The sequence below is a fragment of the Methylobacterium sp. Leaf94 genome (genome assembly GCF_001426045.1).
GTDB lineage: Bacteria > Pseudomonadota > Alphaproteobacteria > Rhizobiales > Beijerinckiaceae > Methylobacterium.
Genome location: NZ_LMRM01000034.1, coordinates 432465 through 450539 on the forward strand (window position 1 = coordinate 432465; position 18075 = coordinate 450539).

The following is an 18075-nucleotide window of genomic DNA, read 5'->3' on the forward strand; positions in this document are numbered from 1 at the left end:
ATGGCCGTCACCCTCGACATCGCCGACCTCCGCGCCCGCCAGACCCTTCGCGCCGGCCATGAGCGCCCGGCTTCGACCCTGGCCCCCGTCGCGGCCCCGGCCGAGGTGGTGAACCTTGCCGCCGCGAAAGCGGACGGCCTGGGCTGCCACTCGGGCAGAGCGACGATGCGGGCGGCGGCCGAGGCCGCCGGCATGTCCGAGACGCTCGAGCAGCTTCGGACGGATTACCCTGCCGGCCCGCACGACCAGCCCCAGAGCATGTGCCCGGCCTTCGGTTCGCTCCGGGTCGGCCTGCGGATGCGCCGCACGGCGACGATCCTCTCGGGCTCGGCCTGCTGCGTCTACGGCCTGACCTTCACGTCGCATTTCTACGGCGCCAGGCGGAGCGTGGGCTACGTGCCCTTCAACTCCGAGACCCTGGTCACCGGCAAGCTGTTCGAGGACATCCGCGAGGCGGTGTTCCAGGTGGCCAAGCCCGCCGACTACGACGCCGTCGTCGTCATCAACCTCTGCGTTCCCACCGCCTCGGGCGTGCCCCTGCGCCTCCTGCCGAAGGCGATCGACGGCGTCCGCATCATCGGCATCGACGTGCCGGGCTTCGGGGTGCCGACCCATGCCGAGGCCAAAGACGTGCTCGCCGGGGCGATGCTGAAGTTCGCCCGCACGGAGGCCGAGCAGGGTCCCGTCCAGGCGCCCCGCACGGGGCGGGCCGAGCGCCCGACCGTGGCCCTCCTCGGTGAGATGTTTCCGGCCGACCCGGTCGTCATCGGCGGCCTGCTGGAGCCCCTCGGACTCAGCGCCGGACCGGTGGTGCCGACGCGGGAATGGCGCGAACTCTACGCGGCCCTCGACTGCACGGCGGTCGCGGCGATCCACCCGTTCTACACCGCTTCCATCCGGGAATTCGCCGCCGCCGGCCGCCCCGTCGTGGGTTCGGCCCCGGTCGGCCATGACGGCACCGCCGACTGGCTCGACCGCATCGGCGAAGCCTGCGCGGTGCCCCGTGCCACCGTCGAGGCCGCCAAGAACCGGCTCCTGCCGATGATCCGGGGCGCGCTCGCCGCCAACCCGATCCGGGGCCGGATCACGCTGTCGGGGTACGAGGGGTCTGAACTGCTGGTCGGGCGCCTCCTCGTCGAGAGCGGCGCGGACCTGGCCTATGTGGGCACCGCCTGTCCGCGCACGCCCTATTCGGAGGCCGACCAGGCCTGGCTCGAGGCGCGCGGCGTCACGGTGCGCTACCGCGCCTCCCTGGAGGACGACCTCGGCGCCCTGCGGGACGCGCGGCCGGACCTCGCCATCGGCACCACGCCGGTGGTGCAGAAGGCCAAGGCCCTCGGCATCCCGGCCCTCTACTTCACCAACCTGATCTCGGCCCGCCCGCTGATGGGCGTCGCCGGCGCCGGGTCGCTGGCCAAGGTCATCAACGCGGCGCTCGGCAACCGCGGCCGCTTCGATGCCATGCGGGCCTTCTTCGACGGGGTCGGCGAGGGTCATGCCGCCGGCATCTGGGAGGACGTGCCCAAGCTCCGCCGGAACGTCGCCTCGGCCGTGCGGGCCAAGCCCGCCCCGGGACAGTTCGAACACGCGCCGATCGGGGAGATGGCCTGATGCTCATCCTCGATCACGACCGGGCCGGCGGCTACTGGGGCGCCGTCTACGTCTTCACCGCCATCAAGGGGCTGCAGGTCGTCATCGACGGCCCGGTGGGCTGCGAGAACCTGCCGGTGACCTCGGTGCTGCACTACACCGACGCGCTGCCGCCGCACGAACTGCCCATCGTGGTGACCGGCCTGGCCGAGGAGGAACTCGGCCGGCACGGCACAGAGGCCGCGATGAAGCGGGCCCACGCCACCCTCGATCCCGCCCAGCCCAGCGTGGTCGTCACCGGCTCCATCGCCGAGATGATCGGCGGCGGCGTCACGCCGGAGGGCACCAACCTCCAGCGCTTCCTGCCGCGCACCATCGACGAGGATCAGTGGCAGGCCGCCGACCGGGCCATGGCCTGGCTCTGGAACGAGTACGGCGCCAAGCGCTTCGCCAAGAAGGGCATTCCGGCCCGGCCCGCCCGCAGCGAGGGCGTGAAACCGCGGGTGAACCTGATCGGGCCGGCCTACGGCACCTTCAACATGCCCTCGGACCTCGCCGAGATCCGGCGCCTCGTCGAGGGCATCGGCGCCGACGTGAACCTCGTGTTTCCCCTCGGCTCGCACCTCGCCGACGTGCCCGCCCTGGTGAACGCGGATGCCAACATCTGCCTCTACCGCGAGTTCGGCCGCCTGCTCTGCGAGGCCCTGGAGCGCCCCTACTTCCAGGCGCCCATCGGCATCCATTCGACCACGCGGTTCCTGCGCGCGCTCGGCGAGGCCCTCGGCCTGGACCCCGAGCCGTTCATCGCCCGCGAGAAGCACACCACAATCAAGCCGGTCTGGGACCTGTGGCGCTCGGTGACGCAGGATTTCTTCGGCACGGCGAGCTTCGGGATCGTGGCCTCCGAGACCTACGCGCGCGGCGTCCGGCACTTCCTCGAGGACGAGATGGGGCTGCCCTGCCACTTCGCCGTGGCTCGCAAGGCGGGTGCGAAGACCGACAACGCCGAGATCCGCGATCTCATCGCGAAGACCCCGCCTCTGGTGCTGTTCGGCTCCTTCAACGAGCGGATGTACGCGGCCGAGTCCGGTGCTCGGGCGGTGTTCGTGCCGGCCTCGTTCCCCGGCGCGATCATCCGGCGCCACACCGGCACGCCCTTCATGGGGTTCGCCGGCGCGACCTACCTCGTCCAGGAGGTCTGCAACGCCCTGTTCGACATGCTCTTCCACATCCTGCCGCTGGCCCGCGACATGGACAGGGTCGAGGCGACCCCAGCGCGGCTCCACCGGGAGCTGCCCTGGGACGAGGCGGCCCGGGCCCGTCTCGACGAACTCGTCGAGGCCCATCCCGTGCTGGTGCGGATCTCGGCGGCCAAGCGCCTGCGTGATGCCGCCGAGCGCGTCGCGCGCGGCGAGGGCGGAAGCCGGGTGATCGCCGATCACGTCGAGCGCGCCCGCGCCGAGGCCAGCCTGGGAGCCGCCGCATGAGCGCGCGTCCCGGCCTCGGCGCCCATTCCCTTTCCGATTGGAACGGCGCGGCGCCGTCCAAGCGGTCGATGCCGACCCCGCGCGTCCCGACCCGGACGCGTCCCGCCGCGGAACGCCGAGAGGAGACCCATCCCATGCAACGTTCGCTCAATCCGGTGTCGCGCCTGCATCAGGACGAGGTCCAGTTCCGGATCATCCTGGCCAGCACCTATCCGTTCTTCCTCATCGCGGCGCTGGTGCAGCGCGTGATCCCGCAGGCCCGGACGGCGCTGCCGCAGCGGCGGCGCTCGGTCTTCGCCGAGGCCCGGGCGATGGCCGTCTCGGCCATTCCCTTCGTGTTCATGGGCTGACTTCGCCCTCGGGTCGAGGCGTTCCGCCCGCCCCCGATCGACCTCCCGTCCGAACAGGCGGGAAGGACCGCCGAGGCCGCTCCGCGCGGTCCGGTGACACCCACCGTACCCGGACGTGCGGGCGCGGCTAGCCAAAGCGGAGGTTTGACCCAATGGCCAATGGCATTGTCGAGAAACCGAGCAGCCTGTCCGGGCTGACGGAACCGGAAGCCAAGGAGTTCCACGCGATCTTCTTGACCAGCTTCATCATCTTCACGGCGATCGCCGTGGTCGCCCACATCCTCGTGTGGCTGTGGCGCCCCTGGCTGCCCGGACCGAAGGGCTACGCCGCCCTCGAGACGGCCGCCCAGGGCGTCGCCGCCCTGCTCTCCTGAGAAGGACCCTCATCATGCACAAGGTCTGGCTTCTCTTCGATCCGCGCCGCACCCTGGTGGCGCTCTTCACCTTCCTCTTCATTCTGGCGCTGCTGATCCACTTCATCTTGCTCAGCACCGACCGGTTCAATTGGCTGGAAGGTCCCAAGGCGCCGCGCGCCGCCAACGCGCAGACGCTGGTTCTGCCCACGATGCCCGCCTGACCGGCGCGCACCGCAAGCACGGATGATCGGCGGGCGGGCGCCAAAAGCCCCCCGTCGGCCATCGCCGACAGACGTGGTCGAGAAACGTGGTGGAGCGGGGAGGTCGCGATGGCGATGCTGAGTTTCGAGCGAAAATACCGCATCCGCGGCGGCACCCTGGTCGGCGGCGACCTGTTCGATTTCTGGGTCGGGCCGTTCTACGTCGGCTTCTTCGGCGTCACGACGCTGTTCTTCTCGGTGCTTGGAACGGCGCTGATCATCTACGGTGCGGCGCTCGGACCGACCTGGAACATCTGGCAGATCAACATCGCGCCGCCCGATCTGAAGTACGGGCTCGCCCTGGCGCCGCTCCAGGAGGGCGGCCTCTGGCAGATCATCACCTTCTGCGCCGTCGGCGCCTTCTCGTCCTGGGCCCTGCGCGAGGTCGAGATCTGCCGCAAGCTCGGCATCGGCTACCACGTGCCCTTCGCCTTCGCGGTGGCGATCTTCGCCTACGTGACCCTGGTTGTGGTCAGGCCGCTCCTGATGGGCGCCTGGGGGCACGGGTTCCCCTACGGTATCCTCAGCCACCTCGATTGGGTCTCGAACACCGGCTACCAGTACCTGCACTTCCACTACAATCCCGCGCACATGCTGGCGGTGACGTTCTTCTTCACCACGACGCTCGCGCTCTCGCTGCACGGCTCGCTGATCCTATCCTCGACCAATCCGGGTAAGGGCGAGGTGGTGAAGACTCCCGAGCACGAGGACACCTTCTTCCGCGACACCATCGGCTACTCGATCGGCACGCTCGGCATCCACCGGCTCGGCCTGTTCCTGGCGCTGTCGGCCGGCTTCTGGAGCGCCGTCTGCATCGTCATCAGCGGCCCGTTCTGGACCCGCGGCTGGCCCGAATGGTGGGGCTGGTGGCTCAATCTCCCCGTCTGGCGCTGATCTCGGAATAGGGAGGCTCGCGACACCATGGCCTACTACCAGAACATCTTCTCCGAAGTGCAGGTCCGCCCGGTCCAGCCGGACCTCGGCATCCCGGTCGACTCCAACAAGCGCTGGGGCACGCCGTTCAACTCCTACCTGTTCGGCCTCATCGGCAATGCGCAGGTCGGCCCGATCTACATCGGCTATCTCGGGGCGCTTTCCTTCGCCTGCGGGTTGATCGCCTTCGAGATCATCGGCCTCAACATGTGGGCGAGCGTGAACTGGGATCCGATCCAGTTCGTGCGGCAATTGCCCTGGCTCGCCCTCGAGCCGCCGCGACCGCAATACGGCCTGAAAGTCCTGCCGCCACTGGCCGAGGGCGGCTGGTGGCTCATCGCCGGCTTCTTCCTGACCGCCTCGATCCTGCTCTGGTGGCTGCGGCTGTTCCGGCGCGCCAAGGCGCTGGGCCTCGGCTACCACGTGCCCTGGGCCTTCGCCTCCGCGATCTGGCTGTTCCTCGTGCTCGGCTTCATCCGGCCGGTGCTGATGGGATCCTGGAGCGAAGCCGTCCCGTTCGGCATCTTCCCCCACCTCGACTGGACCGCCGCCTTCTCGCTGCGCTACGGCAACCTGTTCTACAACCCCTTCCATATGCTCTCGATCGTCTTCCTCTACGGGTCGACGCTGCTCTTCGCGATGCATGGCGGCACCATCCTGGCCGTGAGCCGCTTCGGCGGCGAGCGCGAGATCGACCAGATCGTCGACCGCGGCACCGCCACTGAACGCGCCGCCCTGTTCTGGCGCTGGACCATGGGCTTCAACGCCACCATGGAATCGGTCCACCGCTGGGCTTGGTGGTTCGCGGTCCTGACGACGCTCACCGGCGGCATCGGAATCCTGCTCACCGGGACGGTCGTCGACAACTGGTACCTCTGGGCCGTCAAGCACGGCGTCGCCCCGTCCTACCCGCAGGTCTATCCGCCGGTCGTCGATCCGCTGAGTGTGTCGCCCACAACCCTGCCTGGGGGAGCTCCATGAAGACCTTCTTCGCCGTCCTCGGAGCTTCCATCGCCTTCTTCCTCACCGTGGCGATGGTTGGTCTGACCGACTGGGACCGACCGCCGCTGGCGGTCCAACAGAATGGCTTTCGCGGGACCGCGATGGCGCAGGTCCACACCCGCGAAGCCGTCGAGGACACCCGGGACGCCAACCTGGCGCCGGCGCCCGCCGATCCCGCCGAGCCCGGCGAGGAGCTCGCCGGTACGACCTACGAGAACGTCCAGGTCCTCAAGAACGTCAGCGTCAACGAGTTCAATCGCCTGATGGCGTCGATGACCGAGTGGGTCAGCCCCGAACAAGGCTGCACCTACTGCCACAATACTGAGAACATGGCCGACGACAGCCTCTATCAGAAGAAGGTCGCCCGGCGGATGCTGCAGATGACGCAGCACATCAACAGTTCCTGGAAGGAGAACCACGTCGGCGGTGCGGGCGTCACCTGCTACACCTGCCACCGGGGACAGCCGGTGCCGGCCAATATCTGGTTCACCCAGCCGGGTCCCAATCGCCCGGGCGGCTTCATCGCCCGCAACAACGGGCAGAACATGGCCGCGCCGTCGGTCGGCCTAGCCTCGCTCCCCTACGACACCCTCACCGAATACCTCGCCGACAAGACCATCGACAACAACGCGATCCGGGTGAACGCGACGACGGCGCTGCCGACGACCAAGGGCAAACCGATCCAGGATGCGGAGAAGACCTATGGGTTGATGATCCACATGTCGGAGGGACTGGGGGTCAACTGTACCTTCTGTCACAACACCCGGGCGATCTCGAACTGGTCGCAGAGCACTCCGCAACGGACCACCGCCTGGCACGGCATCCGGATGGTGCGGGACATCAACGGCAATTACCTCGAGCCGCTGCTCTCGACGTTCCCCCCGAACCGCCTCGGCGCTCTGGGTGACGTGCCGAAGGTCAATTGCACCACCTGCCACAACGGGGTCAGCAAGCCCCTGAACGGTGCGAACGTCATCGACGCCTATCCCGAGCTCGCCAAGTCGACCGAGACGGCGAGTGCCGCCGATCCCAATCCGCCGGTCACCCCATCGCCCGTTCCGGATCAGCCCGCGATGCCCGTTCCGACGCCGCAATAGGCCGGCCGTCTCCCGATCGGACACGAAACGCCGCTGGACAAGTCTCCAGCGGCGTTTCGACGATCGGAGACGGTCCGCGACGAGTGACGCGTCTCGTCGCGCGGGACTACTTCTTGGAGGCCAGGTAGGCGATCACATCGTCGATCTTCTTGTCGTCGGGATAGCCGGCGAACACCATCTTGGTTCCCGGGACCTTCGCCTTCGGATTCTTCAGCCACTCGTGCAGATTGGCCTCGTCCCAGGTGATCCCGGAGCCCTTGAGCGCGGCGGAATAGGTGTAGCCTTCCTCCGAGGCGGCCTTGCGGCCGACGACGCCGGTCAGGTTCGGTCCAACCCCATTCTTGCCGAAGGCGTGACAGGCCTTGCAGGGTGCGAACGCCTTCTCCCCCGCCGCGGCATCCCCCTCGGCATGCGCGGCCATCGGGAGCAGGGCGGCAAACAGAGCACCGTAGATCGTGTGTCGCATGGGGTTTCCTCGCAGATCGTTCTGGTGGTGAAACCTAGCTAAAGCGCCGCTATCAAAAGTAATGCGAACCGCAACGATTATCACGGCAACGTGATCGTCCGGGAGGGATTAAGGGCGGCGACCGTCTGGTTTGGCCGATTGGGGGGCCTACCCTCAGGCCCCTGCGCGAAATTCATCGCCCCAGGTGGAGCCATGCCGGTCCAACCCGCCGACGTCTGCCAGTTCCTCCATCGCACCGGCTGGAGCCAGGCGCGCCTCGCCTGGGAACTCGGGATCAACCAGCCGCGGATCTCGCGTTTCATCAACGGCATGAAGAAACCGAACCCGGACCTCGTGCGTGTCCTGGACGCCTTCTTCGCGGCGGAGGCGCAGGCCCGCGTCGCGGCGCGGACAGGCGGCGGGCATCGGCACGGCCCTCCGCGCGCGTAGACTGCCACTCTCCCGACACCGGCGCTGCCGGCATCGGATCCAGCCCGTCTTCGCGTTGGACGCTCGCCCGAAGCGCGCCGTCGCCTTCACTTGGCGAACGCTCGCCGAAGGTCCCGCAAGGCTCGTTCGCGAATGACCGATGTCCCCCGCGGCGAAGGCCGGATGGTCCGCGCCGAGGAAGAAACGCCAAGGGTGCCGGTCCGGTCACGACCGCGGCGCCTCCTCGGCACGATGGCGTCGATCGCTGCCGTCGTCGCCCGGGTGACCTCGGGCTGAACGCCCGCGCGCCCTCGTCCCGTCAGGTCCGGGCGAAGGCGGCCGCATCCGCCACCTGCGCGGAGGACGGCGTCACGCCGGTGTAGCGGATGAACTGCTCGAGGCCCTGCAGGACCAGGACCTCGTGCCCGGTGATGCACGGCTTCCCGAGGCGTTCCGCCGCCGCGAGGAACGGCGTCCGGGAGGGCAGGGCGACCACGTCGAAGGCGATGGCGCAGGCGGCGATGGCCGCCTCCGGAAAGGCCAGGGCCCCGGCATCCGGCCCTTCCATGCCGAGGGGCGTGACGTTGACGAGGAGCGGCGCCGTGCCGTCGCCGAGCGCGGTCGCATGGGCGAAGCCGGAACGCTCCGCCAGGGCCGCACCCGCCGCCGCATTGCGCGCCACGATCGTCCCATGCCGAAAGCCCGAATCGCGCAGGGCCGCCACGACCGCCTTGGCCATCCCGCCGGACCCGCGCACGATGAACGGCGTCGCCGGATCGATCGCGTGCCGGGCCAGCAGGGCGCGCACGGCGAGATAGTCCGTGTTCGCGCCGGTCAGCGTGCCGCCGTCGTTGATGATGGTGTTGACGCTGTCGATCGCCCGCGCGGACGGATCGAGGGTGTCGAGGAGGGGGATCACCGCCCCCTTGAAGGGCATCGAGACCGCGCAGCCGCGGATGCCGAGGGCGCGGATGCCGCCGATCGCCCCGGGCAGGTCGGTGGTCGAGAACGCCTTGTAGACGTAGTCGAGACCGAGCAGCGCGTAGAGCCGGTTGTGGAACCGCGACCCGAAATGCCCCGGCCGGGCCGACAGGGACATGCAGAGCGTCGTGTCCCGTCCGATCGGGGGACGCGCGGGCAGACCCGCCTCCGCGTTCTCCGCCGTCCCGCCCACCCTCAGGGCTGCGATCCCGCGAAGAGCTTCGGGTTCAGGGCGGCGAGCGCCAGGAGGGGCGGGGGCATGATGACGCCGGCGACGCGCATAGCGCGCGCGGCCGCCCTGCAGGCGGTCTGGTCGTTCGCTCCGGCGGCGGCCTCGAGCTGCGCCACGACGGCGGGATCCGGCTTCGGGCTCGGCGCCGGCGCACCGGGGGGCGGCGGAGACTTGGCGGCGGCATTGGCCTGCGCCAGGACGGTCTTGCCGTCGCTGACGGGGGCCCGGGTGTCGCTGGTGGGCGCCTTGGTATCGGTGTTCGTGGGCCCGCTCAGCCCCGAGTTCTGCTGCGGGTCACCGCCGGCCGTGGAGGGCTGCCCGTCGCTCTTGCCGGAGGCATTGGAGATGGCGGTGGCCTGCTTGGGCGGCGTGGCGGCCTCCTGCTTCTTCTCCTCCGGCTTCTGCACGAACGCGATCAGTTCCTGGCACAGGTTCGCCGGTCCCTTCGCGGGGGCCGCCGCCGGGGCGGGTGCCGCATCCTGCGCGAAGGCCGCGGGCGCCGCGAGACAGCCCGACAGGAGCAGTGCGGCGAAGGGCAGGCGTCGGATCATCTTCGGTCCCCTGTGGTCCGGGCTCGTGGTTTTCATCGGTGATCGCTGGAAGGATCAGGATCGCTTCGGATGGGACGGCTCTCCGGTGGCCTTGCCGTGGGCGGATTCCCCGGTGTCGTTCGTCTGCGGATCCCCGTTCCACTTCTCCCCGACGAGATTGGTGCCCGGCTCCGACACGCGGGCGCCCGACGTCGCGAAGGCCTGGTAGGCGAACGTCTGATTGCTCGTCAGGGCGTACATCGCCACGACGCCGAGCCCGATGGCCGCGATGATGGCGAGGATGAAGGCTTTCATGGTCGGGGTCCTCGCCGCGCGGGCGTGCAGGGTGTTCGGTTACTCGGCGGGGGCGGGGTGGCGACCGGAGAGCTGCGGGCCGCTCGCCGTCTTCGCCTGCTCCTGCTCCACCCAGAGATCGTGGTGGGCGCGCGCCCAGGCCAGGTCGACCTTGCCGCTGCCCATGGCGTCGTAGGCGCCCTTCATGCCGAGCGTGCCGATGTAGATATGGGCGAGGATGCCGGCGATGAAGGCGATGCCGATCAGCGAGTGGATCACCTGCATGACCTGCATGCCGTTGATGTCCAGCAGCGCGAACGGGAACAGCATCATCAGGCCGGTCATGCTCATGGCGGCGCCGAAGCCGGCAACCATCCAGAACACGCCCTTCTGGCCGGCGTTGAAGCGGGCCGCGTGCGGGTGCTTCTTGCCGATGAACCCGCCGCCGGCCTTGATCCAGTCCCAGTCGAGGCGGTTCGGGATGTTGTCCTTGATCCAGACCACGAACATCATCACCACGCCGAACATGAACGGCCAGGCGAGATAGACGTGGCTGTACTTGGCCCACTGCGCCAGGGCGCCGAAGGCCTCGGGGCCGATCAGCGGCATCAGCAGGCGCTTGCCGAAGATGTAGTTCAGGCCGGAGAGCGACAGGATGATGAAGCATACGGCCGTCATCCAGTGGGTGAAGCGCTCGAAGGTGTTGAAGCGCAGGATCTTCCGGCCTGATTCCTGGCTGTGCTCCGTGAGGATGCGCCCGCGCCAGAGGAAGAACGCCCCCAGCGCGCCGATCATGCCGAGAATGAGGGCGGCCCCGATCCACGGCAGGTAGTGCTCGCGGAACGACTGGTACTCGCGACCCTGCGGCTGTTCGAGCGTGTAGGACTTGCGATCCGGTATGGACCCGCGCCCAACGATCTTCGAGTTCTGCTTGAAGTAAAACTCTTCGTTCACCGAATCCGCCGTGGGCCTGGCGCCCATGGGGTTCTGCCCATCCTGCGTGATCGGATTCTGGGCGCGTGCCGGTTCGAACGCGCCCGGCGCGGCCAGGAGCGTCGTCGCGACGACGAGGGTGCTGAGGAGCGTGACTGCCCGCCGCATCGGCGTTCCTTTCGATGGCGTGTCGTCATGGAGCCGCCGGACGGCCGCCGGCTCCAGGGGCGAGGGGGCGATCAGATCGCCACGGTCTCGCGGTAGGCCGTCTTCCAGCCCCAGGCGCCGGAGCCGTAGCCGCGCTTGATCACGCGCTGCTTGTAGATCTCGGCGATCATCTCGCCGTCGCCGGCGAGCAGGGCCTTGGTCGAGCACATCTCCGCGCAGAGGGGGAGTTTGCCCTCGGCGAGGCGGTTCGAGCCGTATTTCTCGTACTCGGCCACCGACAGGTCCGGCTCCGGGCCGCCCGAGCAGTAGGTGCACTTGTCCATCTTGCCGCGCGAGCCGAAGTTTCCGACGCGCGGATACTGGGGCGCGCCGAAGGGGCAGGCGTAGAAGCAGTAGCCGCAGCCGATGCAGATGTCCTTGGAGTGCAGCACCACCGCGTCGGCCGTGGTGTAGAAGCAGTTCACCGGGCACACGGCCGCGCAGGGCGCGTCCGTGCAGTGCATGCACGCCATCGAGACCGAGCGCTCGCCGGGCTTGCCGTCGTTGAGCGTCACGACGCGACGGCGGTTGATGCCCCAGGGCACCTCGTGCTCGTTCTTGCAGGCGGTGACGCAGGCGTTGCACTCGATGCAACGGTCGGCGTCACAGAGGAACTTCATACGGGCCATGGTCGATGCGCTCCTCTCACGCGGCCTTGATCTGGCATAGGGTACACTTCGTCTCCTGCATGCCCGTCACAGGATCGAAGCCGTAGGTGGTGACCGAGTTGACGCTCTCGCCGAGCACCACCGGGTCGGTGCCCTTCGGGTAGTAGTCGCGCATGTCCTTGCCCTCGTACCAACCCGAGAAGTGGAAGGGCATGAACGCGACGCCCTTGCCGACACGGTCGGTGACGAGCGCCTTGACCTTGGCCTTCGAGCTGTTCTCGGCGCCGGTGACCCAGACCCAGGACCCGTCTTTGATGCCGCGCTCGACGGCGTCGCCGGTGTTGATCTCGACGAACATGTCCTGCTGCAACTCGGCCAGCCACGGGTTCGACCGGGTCTCCTCGCCACCGCCCTCGTATTCCACGAGGCGGCCCGAGGTGAGGATGATGGGGAAGTCGCGCGCCACGTTGCGCTCGACGGCCGCCTTCTGCACCGAGAAGCCGATGTTCGGCATGCGGAACTGCCGCTCGTCGGGGCGGGTCGGGTACTTCGCCACCAGATCGGGGCGCGGCGAGTAGACCGGCTCACGGTGCACCGGCACCGGGTCGGGCAGGTTCCAGGCGTTCGCCCGGGCCTTGCCGTTGCCGAACGGGATCACGCCGTGATCGAGGCAGACCCGCTGGATGCCGCCCGACAGGTCGGTGGCCCAGCTCACGGTGTCGGCCTTGTCGCCGCCGATCTTGAGGATCGTGGCGAGTTCGTCCGCCGTCAGGTCCTTGTCCCAGCCGAGCTTCTTGAACACCCCGAAGGTGAACTCCGGGTAGCCGTCGGTGAGGTCGGAATCCTTGGTGAAGCTGTCCTCGGCCAACAGGGTCTGGCCGTTGCGCTCGGTGCCGAACCGGGCCCGGAAGGTGCTGCCACCGTCCTTCACGTGGAGGGAGGTGTTGTAGAGGATGGCCGAACCCGGATGGCGCAGCTCGGGCTTGCCCCAGCACGGCCAGGGCAGGCCGTAATAGTCGCCGCCCACCTCCGGGTCGTCCTTGGGCGCCCGAAGCGTGATGAGGTCGAACTTGTGCTGGTTGCGCATGTGCGCCTTCAGCCGCTCGGGGCTCTGGCCGCAATAGCCGGTCGACCAGCCGCCGCGGTTGATCTCCCGCAGCAGATCCTCGGCCGAAGGGACGTTGTTCTCGACCTTGATGTTCTTGAACAGCGTCTCGGCGAAGCCGAGCTTCTTGGCGAGGAGGTAGAGCACCTCGTAGTCGTTCTTCGACTCGAAGGCCGGCTTCACGATCTGCTCGCCCCACTGGAGCGAGCGGTTCGAGGCCGTGCGCGAGCCCTCCATCTCCAGCGAGGTGCAGATCGGCAGCAGGTAGGTGTTGTCCTGGCGGGCATCGAGGGCCGCGAAGGTGGTCGGATGCGGGTCGGCGACTACCAGGAGCTCGAGCTTGTTCATGCCCTCGATGGCCTCGGGCAGGCGGGTCACCGTGTTGCCGCCGTGGCCGAACACCATGAACGCCTTGATCGGGCTGCGCTGGTCGATCTGCTCCGGCGGCAGGTTCACGGCGTCGAACCAGCGCGTCGAGGTGATGCCGGGCGCTTCCATGTTCTCCTTGCGCGAGCGGGCCTTGCGGCCGGCCGCGGCGGGAACCTCGTCGAAGCGGGACTGCAGCCACTCGTAGGGCACGTCCCATACGCGGGCCCAGTGGCGCCAGCCGCCCTCGACGAGACCGTAGTAGAGCGGCAGCGAGGTGACATCGAGGCCGAGATCGGTGGCGCCCTGCACGTTGGTGTGGCCGCGGAAGATGTTCGCGCCGGTGCCGGGCTTGCCCACGTTGCCGGTGGCGAGACACAGGATGCAGAGGGCGCGCACGTTGGCGGTGCCCACCGTGTGCTGGGTCGCGCCCATGCACCAGATCAGGGTCGCGGGCTTCTCCTTGGCGAACTTCTCCGCCACCCGGCGCAGCTGCTCGCCGGGCACGCCGGAGACGCGCTCGACCTCCTCGGGGGTCCACTTGGCGACTTCCTTGCGGACGTCGTCCATGGCGTAGACGCGCTGGCTGATGAACTCCTTGTCCTCCCAGCCATTCTGGAAGACGTGCCAGAGGATGCCCCAGACCACCGGAATGTCGGTGCCGGAGCGGATGCGCACGTACTCGGTGGCGTGGGCCGCCGTGCGGGTGAAGCGCGGATCGATGACGATCATGTTCGCGCGGTTGATCTCCTTGCCCGACAGCACGTGCTGCATGGAGATCGGGTGCGCCTCGGCGGGGTTGCCGCCGAGGATGATCATCGTCTTGGCGTTGCGGATGTCGTTGTAGGAATTGGTCTGGGCGCCGTAGCCCCAGGTGTTGGCGACGCCCGCCACCGTGGTCGAGTGGCAGATGCGTGCCTGGTGATCGACGGAGTTGGTGCCCCAGAAGGCACCGAACTTGCGCATCAGGTAGGCGGCTTCGTTGGTGAACTTGGCCGAGCCGAGCCAGTAGACCGAGTCCGCGCCGTTCTTCTCGCGGATGGCGCCGAGCTTGTCGCCGATCTCCTCGATGGCCTGTTCCCAGGAGACGCGCTGCCACTGGCCGCCGACGAGCTTCATCGGGTACTTCAGGCGCCGGTCGGACGAGACCAGCTCGCGGATCGCCGCGCCCTTGGCGCAGTGCGTGCCGCGGTTGATCGGGCTCGCATAGGACGGCTCCTGGCCGACCCAGACGCCGTTCACCACCTCGGCCGTCACCGTGCAGCCCACCGAGCAGTGGGTGCAGATGTTCTTCTTGATCTGGACGTCGGGGCCGACGGCCGACGAGCCGGCGGCGCGGGCCTGACGGACCGAACCGAGCTGGATCGTGCCGGCCGCCGCCAGGGCGCCGGCGGTCAGGCCCGACTTCTTCAGGAAGCCGCGACGGTCGAGCACGCCGGCCGCGAGGCCCGCGGCGACGGCCTGGTGCTTGGTGCGGCTCGCCTCGCCGCTCTTGCGCTTGGTCAGCATCGCAGGCTCACTTCTTTCCGGCGTTCGTGCTGTTCTGAAGGGTCTCGTAGCCGTTCGTCCGGTAGAACGCCTTCACCTCGTCCGTGAGGCGGTAGCGCGACCGGGTCTCGTCCGTGCCGGGGTCATAGGCCTGCGCCTCGGTGACCGAGAGCGGCGACGCCATGCCGGCCGCGGCCGCCACCGTGCCGCCGCCGAGCGCGCGGAAGAACTGGCGACGGCCGAGCTGGTCCTTCTGATCCTGTCCCATCGCCCACACACTCCCTCCGGCGCTCTCCGACACGGGGTCGAGCGCCATGATCCAAAGAGACGGATGCCTCAGGCATCCATCGCGAAAGCCGCCGCCTCGATCTCGAGGAAGGCCCGTCCCAGGGCCCCGACCGGGCGATAGAAGCGCGCCGCCTTGGCCCGCTCCAGATCCGTGAAGAAACGTTCGCCCCACGGCGCGATGTGCCGGAGGAAGAACGCGCGCGCGGCACCGGGCTCGGCCTCGAACCGTCCGGCCGTGAGCCCGGCCATCACGTCGAAGAGAATCGCGAGATGATCCTCGGGTTCGGTCGTCGCCGGGTCGCGCTCGATGCCCAGTCCCGAGAGATCCTCGCGAACCCGGGCGAGGGGCCGCTCGTTCAGGAACCCCGTCAGGTAGTAGGAGGCGTAGGGCAGAAGCTCTCCCCGCCCGACACCGACGAAGAGCGCGAAATATTCCCGCTCCACGGCATCCGCCGACGTCTCCCGGGCCAGGGCTGCGAGGGAAGCGACCTCGCGGCCCAGGACGCTGTCGCCGCCCGCGAGCCCCGCCAACGCACGAAGAAGATCCACCGTGGGAGGACGGCCGAGGAGGACCGCGAGAAGGTCGTACTGCTGCGCGCGCAGGTGATCGACCTCGTCCAGGGCCAAGCTCACCGTCGTGGCCTCGCCCATCCGATCCATCACCCCGACGCCGACTTCCCCTGGCGGCTCTGAAAACGGCGCACCGGAACGCATACCACTCCTCGACCCTTCCGGCCCCCGCCGCTCCACCTGAGGTGCGGTCTAGTTTGTATTGATAATAAAAAGGGTTTCACCGAACGGCAATCGCGTTTCTTCGCATTAGCTCGGCATCGCGCCGCCATGGCGTCGCAGGGGCGAAACAATCGGGGCCGATTGAAACGTGCGCTCGCCATTCTGCGATGGATGAAGGTCCTCCGCGCCGACGTGCGCGGTCGGCGCGTCCTGGATGGAGACCATCTGCGTTTCCGCGGCGGTTTCATCCGCGACCGGGACGGTCGACGGCGCGACCTCGACGTCACCCTCTTGGATACCGACCGGCTCCTGCGGCGGCTTCGGGGCGTGGCCGGTCATGATCCGCTCGACCATTGCCGTGATGTCGTCCGTGGGGAGCATGGGTCCGAGCCCGGGCACCCCACCGGGCGTATTCCAGTCGTAGGCATATTCCCGGGCCTCGCTGACGAAATCACGGATCGCCGGATCGACGGACCACATCCGCCGAAGGGCGGCTTTTCGCAGCGCCGCCGGAATCCCCGCCCTGAGAAACGGAACGAGCTCGGTCTCCGCGGTCAGATCCTCAATCTTCGGTAACCGGGCGATCGCGTCCGCCAGGCTCTCGTCGTCGAGCGCTGGTTCCGAGGAAACCAGAGCTTCGTCAACGACTTGCGGTTCGGGCGGGACCGCGAGCGCCGACGGTTCCGTGATCGCCTGCGCGCGCTCGTGCTGACGAACCTCCTGCTTGCGTCGCGCCCAGCGTGAGAGAAGGCTCTCGTTCATTCGCCGCGTCCCTTGCCCTGACCGCCCCGCGCCAGCGCTTCCGGATCGGCGCGGTCGCGCTTCCGCTTCTCGAACTTCCGCTCGACATGGAACGCCTCGAAGAACGCGAGCAGGATGCCCTGGCATTCCGTCGGCATCGGGACCGCCTCCACGATCTCGCCGATGCCTTCCGCCATGGCCTCGCCCTCGTAGGGGTCCGCCGTCACAGTCGCGATCTCGTAGGAATCCTCACCGAGCTTGCGCAACGAGACCCAGAGGGAAGGACGTCCGGACACGAGGTTGTCGCGATAATGCGAGGTCTCCGCGGGGTGGAGGAGAACCTCGTAGGATCCGGCGTAGAACGTTGATTCCTCTTCGTTTTCTGCAAGCGGGGTCCAGTTCGCGACGGGAGGCGCCGCCGGGAGTGCCGCGACCGGCAGCCAGGCATGGGTCGCCCAGGGGCCGCGCAGGCGCCGTCGGGCGACGAGGATACCGACCTCGAAATGATTCTGCGGCCTGGCGCGATCCTGCTCAGGGTCGTCCAGCGCTCGTCCGCCCGCATCTTCGTCGAGTATTGTCGGATCGTTCGACATCAGCAAGGCGCCTGCGCTGTCTTAAGGGGGAGACCCGCGATCAGATTGTGCGGCTTCAGCGTCACGAGGTTCGCGCCCGTCGCCGCCAGCAGGAGGTAGACCGGACGGTCGCCGACCGAGTCTTCGAGGCGCGTCCGGTCGGTGAACGTCAGGCTGAAGAGCGCGATGACGCGTTCCTGGTCGGCGTTCGAGACCGGTTCTCCCCGCCAGAGGGCGTTGCCGATCCGCGTCGCTTCCGCATCAAGGCCGACGAACCAGCGCCAGTCGGAATCCTCGAGCTTGTCGAGGGGGTTGACCCGAACCTCGACGTTCAGGAGGTGCCCGACGAAAGCCTCGATCACCCGGGCGAGCGCCTCGCGGCTGCGCATGCTGGAGCCGAGGTTCAGCGCCATCGAGAATGCATCGGAGCGGCTCCAATAGCTCCAGGCATTGTCCTCGTTCAGGATGTCGAGTTCGTTCGCCGCGTCCTTGCCCAGCATGCTCACCAGCGGCGACAGGGGGGCGCTCCCTTCTCGCGCCTCGATCACCTCGGCGTCGGCCAGGAGAACGGCGTGATCGAGGCGACTGATCCGTTGAGGCCGGAACAACAGCTCCGCCGCGCGCAGCACGAACGGGTCGTCGCAGCCGTCGAGGGCGTTGCGCAGGATCAGGTGGACCAGCTGGTTCAGGAACAGCGAGGGAATGCCCTGCAGGCCCTCCCGGATCATTCCGAGATAGGCTGCCTCGATCGAGCGCGCCGCCAACAGGCGGTCTCGGAAGGCAAGCAGCACCTCCCAGTTTTCCCGAGCATCTGGATCCGCGATGGCCCTCACGGCCTCCATTGATACGACGCGGCGTGGATGGGCGAGCAGGTCAGCATACAGGCCACGCTCCGCGGCGCAGGCGTCGTCGGGCGGCAATACCTCCGGGCGGGCCAGATAGGCGAGGATCAGTTCGTCGGTGACGGCCAATCCCCCACCCTCGGTGCGCTGCGTCAGGTGGTGGCCGCTGGAGACCCAGAATTCGGTCATGGCAGGGTCTGTCCCGGT

General features: G+C 68.3%; 21 protein-coding genes. 9 read left to right on the forward strand and 12 right to left on the reverse strand.

All coding sequences use genetic code 11. The annotated features are described in order from the left end of the window. The 8 genes from bchY to pufC all read left to right on the forward strand — a co-directional run bounded on the left by bchY (position 1) and on the right by pufC (position 7075). Positions 1 to 1611 carry a chlorophyllide a reductase subunit Y gene (bchY, locus tag ASG63_RS17515; protein ID WP_056219159.1) on the forward strand — a complete coding sequence of 537 codons (1611 nt, stop codon included), beginning with the start codon at positions 1 to 3 and terminating at the stop codon, positions 1609 to 1611. Next, entirely contained in the window at positions 1611 to 3077 is a 1467-nt protein-coding gene (bchZ, locus tag ASG63_RS17520; RefSeq protein WP_056219162.1) for a chlorophyllide a reductase subunit Z, read from the forward strand. The genes bchY and bchZ overlap by 1 nt, the downstream gene beginning before the upstream one ends. 134 nt (positions 3078 to 3211) lie before the next feature. Further along, entirely contained in the window at positions 3212 to 3427 is a 216-nt protein-coding gene (locus ASG63_RS17525; protein ID WP_055956535.1) for a hypothetical protein, read from the forward strand. Positions 3428 to 3579: 152 nt separating this feature from the next. Beyond that, positions 3580 to 3801: a light-harvesting antenna LH1, beta subunit gene (gene pufB, locus ASG63_RS17530; RefSeq protein WP_056219165.1), complete on the forward strand. Its 222-nt coding sequence runs from the start codon at positions 3580 to 3582 to the stop codon at positions 3799 to 3801. 14 nt (positions 3802 to 3815) lie between these two features. Then, complete coding sequence (pufA, locus tag ASG63_RS17535) at positions 3816 to 4004, forward strand: light-harvesting antenna LH1, alpha subunit (protein WP_018043293.1); 189 nt, start codon at positions 3816 to 3818, stop codon at positions 4002 to 4004. Between the two features lie 108 nt (positions 4005 to 4112). Further along, positions 4113 to 4937: a photosynthetic reaction center subunit L gene (pufL, locus tag ASG63_RS17540; protein ID WP_056219170.1), complete on the forward strand. Its 825-nt coding sequence runs from the start codon at positions 4113 to 4115 to the stop codon at positions 4935 to 4937. Positions 4938 to 4964: 27 nt separating this feature from the next. After that, complete coding sequence (gene pufM / locus ASG63_RS17545; protein WP_056219173.1) at positions 4965 to 5957, forward strand: photosynthetic reaction center subunit M; 993 nt, start codon at positions 4965 to 4967, stop codon at positions 5955 to 5957. Next, positions 5954 to 7075, forward strand: coding sequence for a photosynthetic reaction center cytochrome PufC (gene pufC, locus ASG63_RS17550; protein WP_056219176.1), 1122 nt, complete (start codon positions 5954 to 5956; stop codon positions 7073 to 7075). Before pufM ends, pufC begins: the two co-directional genes overlap by 4 nt. A gap of 106 nt (positions 7076 to 7181) precedes the next feature. On the opposite strand, the gene ASG63_RS17555 is transcribed toward pufC, so the two are convergent. Next, entirely contained in the window at positions 7182 to 7541 is a 360-nt protein-coding gene (locus ASG63_RS17555; RefSeq protein ID WP_056219179.1) for a c-type cytochrome, read from the reverse strand. Positions 7542 to 7733: 192 nt separating this feature from the next. Here ASG63_RS17555 and ASG63_RS17560 point away from each other — a divergent pair, with 192 nt between their 5' ends. Continuing rightward, on the forward strand, positions 7734 to 7970 hold the full coding sequence (locus tag ASG63_RS17560) for a helix-turn-helix domain-containing protein (protein WP_056219182.1): 237 nt from the start codon (positions 7734 to 7736) through the stop codon (positions 7968 to 7970). 298 nt (positions 7971 to 8268) lie between these two features. Here ASG63_RS17560 and ASG63_RS17565 read toward each other — a convergent pair whose 3' ends face one another. The 11 genes from ASG63_RS17565 to ASG63_RS17615 all read right to left on the reverse strand — a co-directional run bounded on the left by ASG63_RS17565 (position 8269) and on the right by ASG63_RS17615 (position 18057). Next, positions 8269 to 9123, reverse strand: coding sequence for a shikimate 5-dehydrogenase (locus ASG63_RS17565; protein WP_274534742.1), 855 nt, complete (start codon positions 9121 to 9123; stop codon positions 8269 to 8271). A gap of 2 nt (positions 9124 to 9125) precedes the next feature. Further along, positions 9126 to 9713 carry a hypothetical protein gene (locus ASG63_RS17570; protein WP_056219185.1) on the reverse strand — a complete coding sequence of 196 codons (588 nt, stop codon included), beginning with the start codon at positions 9711 to 9713 and terminating at the stop codon, positions 9126 to 9128. Between the two features lie 54 nt (positions 9714 to 9767). Further along, complete coding sequence (locus ASG63_RS17575) at positions 9768 to 10007, reverse strand: hypothetical protein (RefSeq protein ID WP_056219187.1); 240 nt, start codon at positions 10005 to 10007, stop codon at positions 9768 to 9770. Between the two features lie 39 nt (positions 10008 to 10046). Further along, positions 10047 to 11087, reverse strand: a complete 1041-nt coding sequence (locus tag ASG63_RS17580) for a formate dehydrogenase subunit gamma (protein WP_056219190.1) — start codon at positions 11085 to 11087, stop codon at positions 10047 to 10049. A 71-nt stretch (positions 11088 to 11158) separates the two neighbouring features. Continuing rightward, positions 11159 to 11755 carry a formate dehydrogenase FDH3 subunit beta gene (fdh3B, locus tag ASG63_RS17585; RefSeq protein ID WP_055955987.1) on the reverse strand — a complete coding sequence of 199 codons (597 nt, stop codon included), beginning with the start codon at positions 11753 to 11755 and terminating at the stop codon, positions 11159 to 11161. 16 nt (positions 11756 to 11771) lie between these two features. Then, positions 11772 to 14714, reverse strand: coding sequence for a formate dehydrogenase subunit alpha (locus ASG63_RS17590; RefSeq protein ID WP_056219193.1), 2943 nt, complete (start codon positions 14712 to 14714; stop codon positions 11772 to 11774). A gap of 7 nt (positions 14715 to 14721) precedes the next feature. Continuing rightward, complete coding sequence (locus tag ASG63_RS17595) at positions 14722 to 14961, reverse strand: formate dehydrogenase (RefSeq protein WP_056219196.1); 240 nt, start codon at positions 14959 to 14961, stop codon at positions 14722 to 14724. Positions 14962 to 15029: 68 nt separating this feature from the next. Then, positions 15030 to 15632 carry a TorD/DmsD family molecular chaperone gene (locus ASG63_RS17600; RefSeq protein WP_056219199.1) on the reverse strand — a complete coding sequence of 201 codons (603 nt, stop codon included), beginning with the start codon at positions 15630 to 15632 and terminating at the stop codon, positions 15030 to 15032. 168 nt (positions 15633 to 15800) lie between these two features. Next, complete coding sequence (locus ASG63_RS17605) at positions 15801 to 16475, reverse strand: DUF3306 domain-containing protein (protein WP_056219203.1); 675 nt, start codon at positions 16473 to 16475, stop codon at positions 15801 to 15803. Then, positions 16472 to 17047 carry a DUF3305 domain-containing protein gene (locus ASG63_RS17610; RefSeq protein ID WP_082559359.1) on the reverse strand — a complete coding sequence of 192 codons (576 nt, stop codon included), beginning with the start codon at positions 17045 to 17047 and terminating at the stop codon, positions 16472 to 16474. The genes ASG63_RS17605 and ASG63_RS17610 overlap by 4 nt, the downstream gene beginning before the upstream one ends. Beyond that, positions 17047 to 18057 (reverse strand): DUF6352 family protein, encoded by a 1011-nt coding sequence (locus ASG63_RS17615; RefSeq protein ID WP_056219206.1) that lies wholly within the window; start codon positions 18055 to 18057, stop codon positions 17047 to 17049. Before ASG63_RS17615 ends, ASG63_RS17610 begins: the two co-directional genes overlap by 1 nt. Positions 18058 to 18075: the final 18 nt, after the last annotated feature.

Bases quoted from the DNA above. Each gene is read 5' to 3' on its own strand.
- pufM (WP_056219173.1), top strand. From the start codon at position 4,965: ATGGCCTACTACCAGAACATCTTCTCCGAAGTGCAGGTCCGCCCGGTC.
- ASG63_RS17605 (WP_056219203.1), bottom strand. From the start codon at position 16,475: ATGAACGAGAGCCTTCTCTCACGCTGGGCGCGACGCAAGCAGGAGGTT.
- fdh3B (WP_055955987.1), bottom strand. From the start codon at position 11,755: ATGGCCCGTATGAAGTTCCTCTGTGACGCCGACCGTTGCATCGAGTGC.
- ASG63_RS17525 (WP_055956535.1), top strand. From the start codon at position 3,212: ATGCAACGTTCGCTCAATCCGGTGTCGCGCCTGCATCAGGACGAGGTC.
- pufC (WP_056219176.1), top strand. From the start codon at position 5,954: ATGAAGACCTTCTTCGCCGTCCTCGGAGCTTCCATCGCCTTCTTCCTC.
- ASG63_RS17580 (WP_056219190.1), bottom strand. From the start codon at position 11,087: ATGCGGCGGGCAGTCACGCTCCTCAGCACCCTCGTCGTCGCGACGACG.
- ASG63_RS17600 (WP_056219199.1), bottom strand. From the start codon at position 15,632: ATGGGCGAGGCCACGACGGTGAGCTTGGCCCTGGACGAGGTCGATCAC.
- ASG63_RS17610 (WP_082559359.1), bottom strand. From the start codon at position 17,047: ATGTCGAACGATCCGACAATACTCGACGAAGATGCGGGCGGACGAGCG.
- ASG63_RS17570 (WP_056219185.1), bottom strand. From the start codon at position 9,713: ATGATCCGACGCCTGCCCTTCGCCGCACTGCTCCTGTCGGGCTGTCTC.
- ASG63_RS17590 (WP_056219193.1), bottom strand. From the start codon at position 14,714: ATGCTGACCAAGCGCAAGAGCGGCGAGGCGAGCCGCACCAAGCACCAG.
- ASG63_RS17575 (WP_056219187.1), bottom strand. From the start codon at position 10,007: ATGAAAGCCTTCATCCTCGCCATCATCGCGGCCATCGGGCTCGGCGTC.
- pufB (WP_056219165.1), top strand. From the start codon at position 3,580: ATGGCCAATGGCATTGTCGAGAAACCGAGCAGCCTGTCCGGGCTGACG.
- ASG63_RS17615 (WP_056219206.1), bottom strand. From the start codon at position 18,057: ATGACCGAATTCTGGGTCTCCAGCGGCCACCACCTGACGCAGCGCACC.
- bchY (WP_056219159.1), top strand. From the start codon at position 1: ATGGCCGTCACCCTCGACATCGCCGACCTCCGCGCCCGCCAGACCCTT.
- ASG63_RS17560 (WP_056219182.1), top strand. From the start codon at position 7,734: ATGCCGGTCCAACCCGCCGACGTCTGCCAGTTCCTCCATCGCACCGGC.
- bchZ (WP_056219162.1), top strand. From the start codon at position 1,611: ATGCTCATCCTCGATCACGACCGGGCCGGCGGCTACTGGGGCGCCGTC.
- ASG63_RS17595 (WP_056219196.1), bottom strand. From the start codon at position 14,961: ATGGGACAGGATCAGAAGGACCAGCTCGGCCGTCGCCAGTTCTTCCGC.
- pufA (WP_018043293.1), top strand. From the start codon at position 3,816: ATGCACAAGGTCTGGCTTCTCTTCGATCCGCGCCGCACCCTGGTGGCG.
- pufL (WP_056219170.1), top strand. From the start codon at position 4,113: ATGGCGATGCTGAGTTTCGAGCGAAAATACCGCATCCGCGGCGGCACC.
- ASG63_RS17555 (WP_056219179.1), bottom strand. From the start codon at position 7,541: ATGCGACACACGATCTACGGTGCTCTGTTTGCCGCCCTGCTCCCGATG.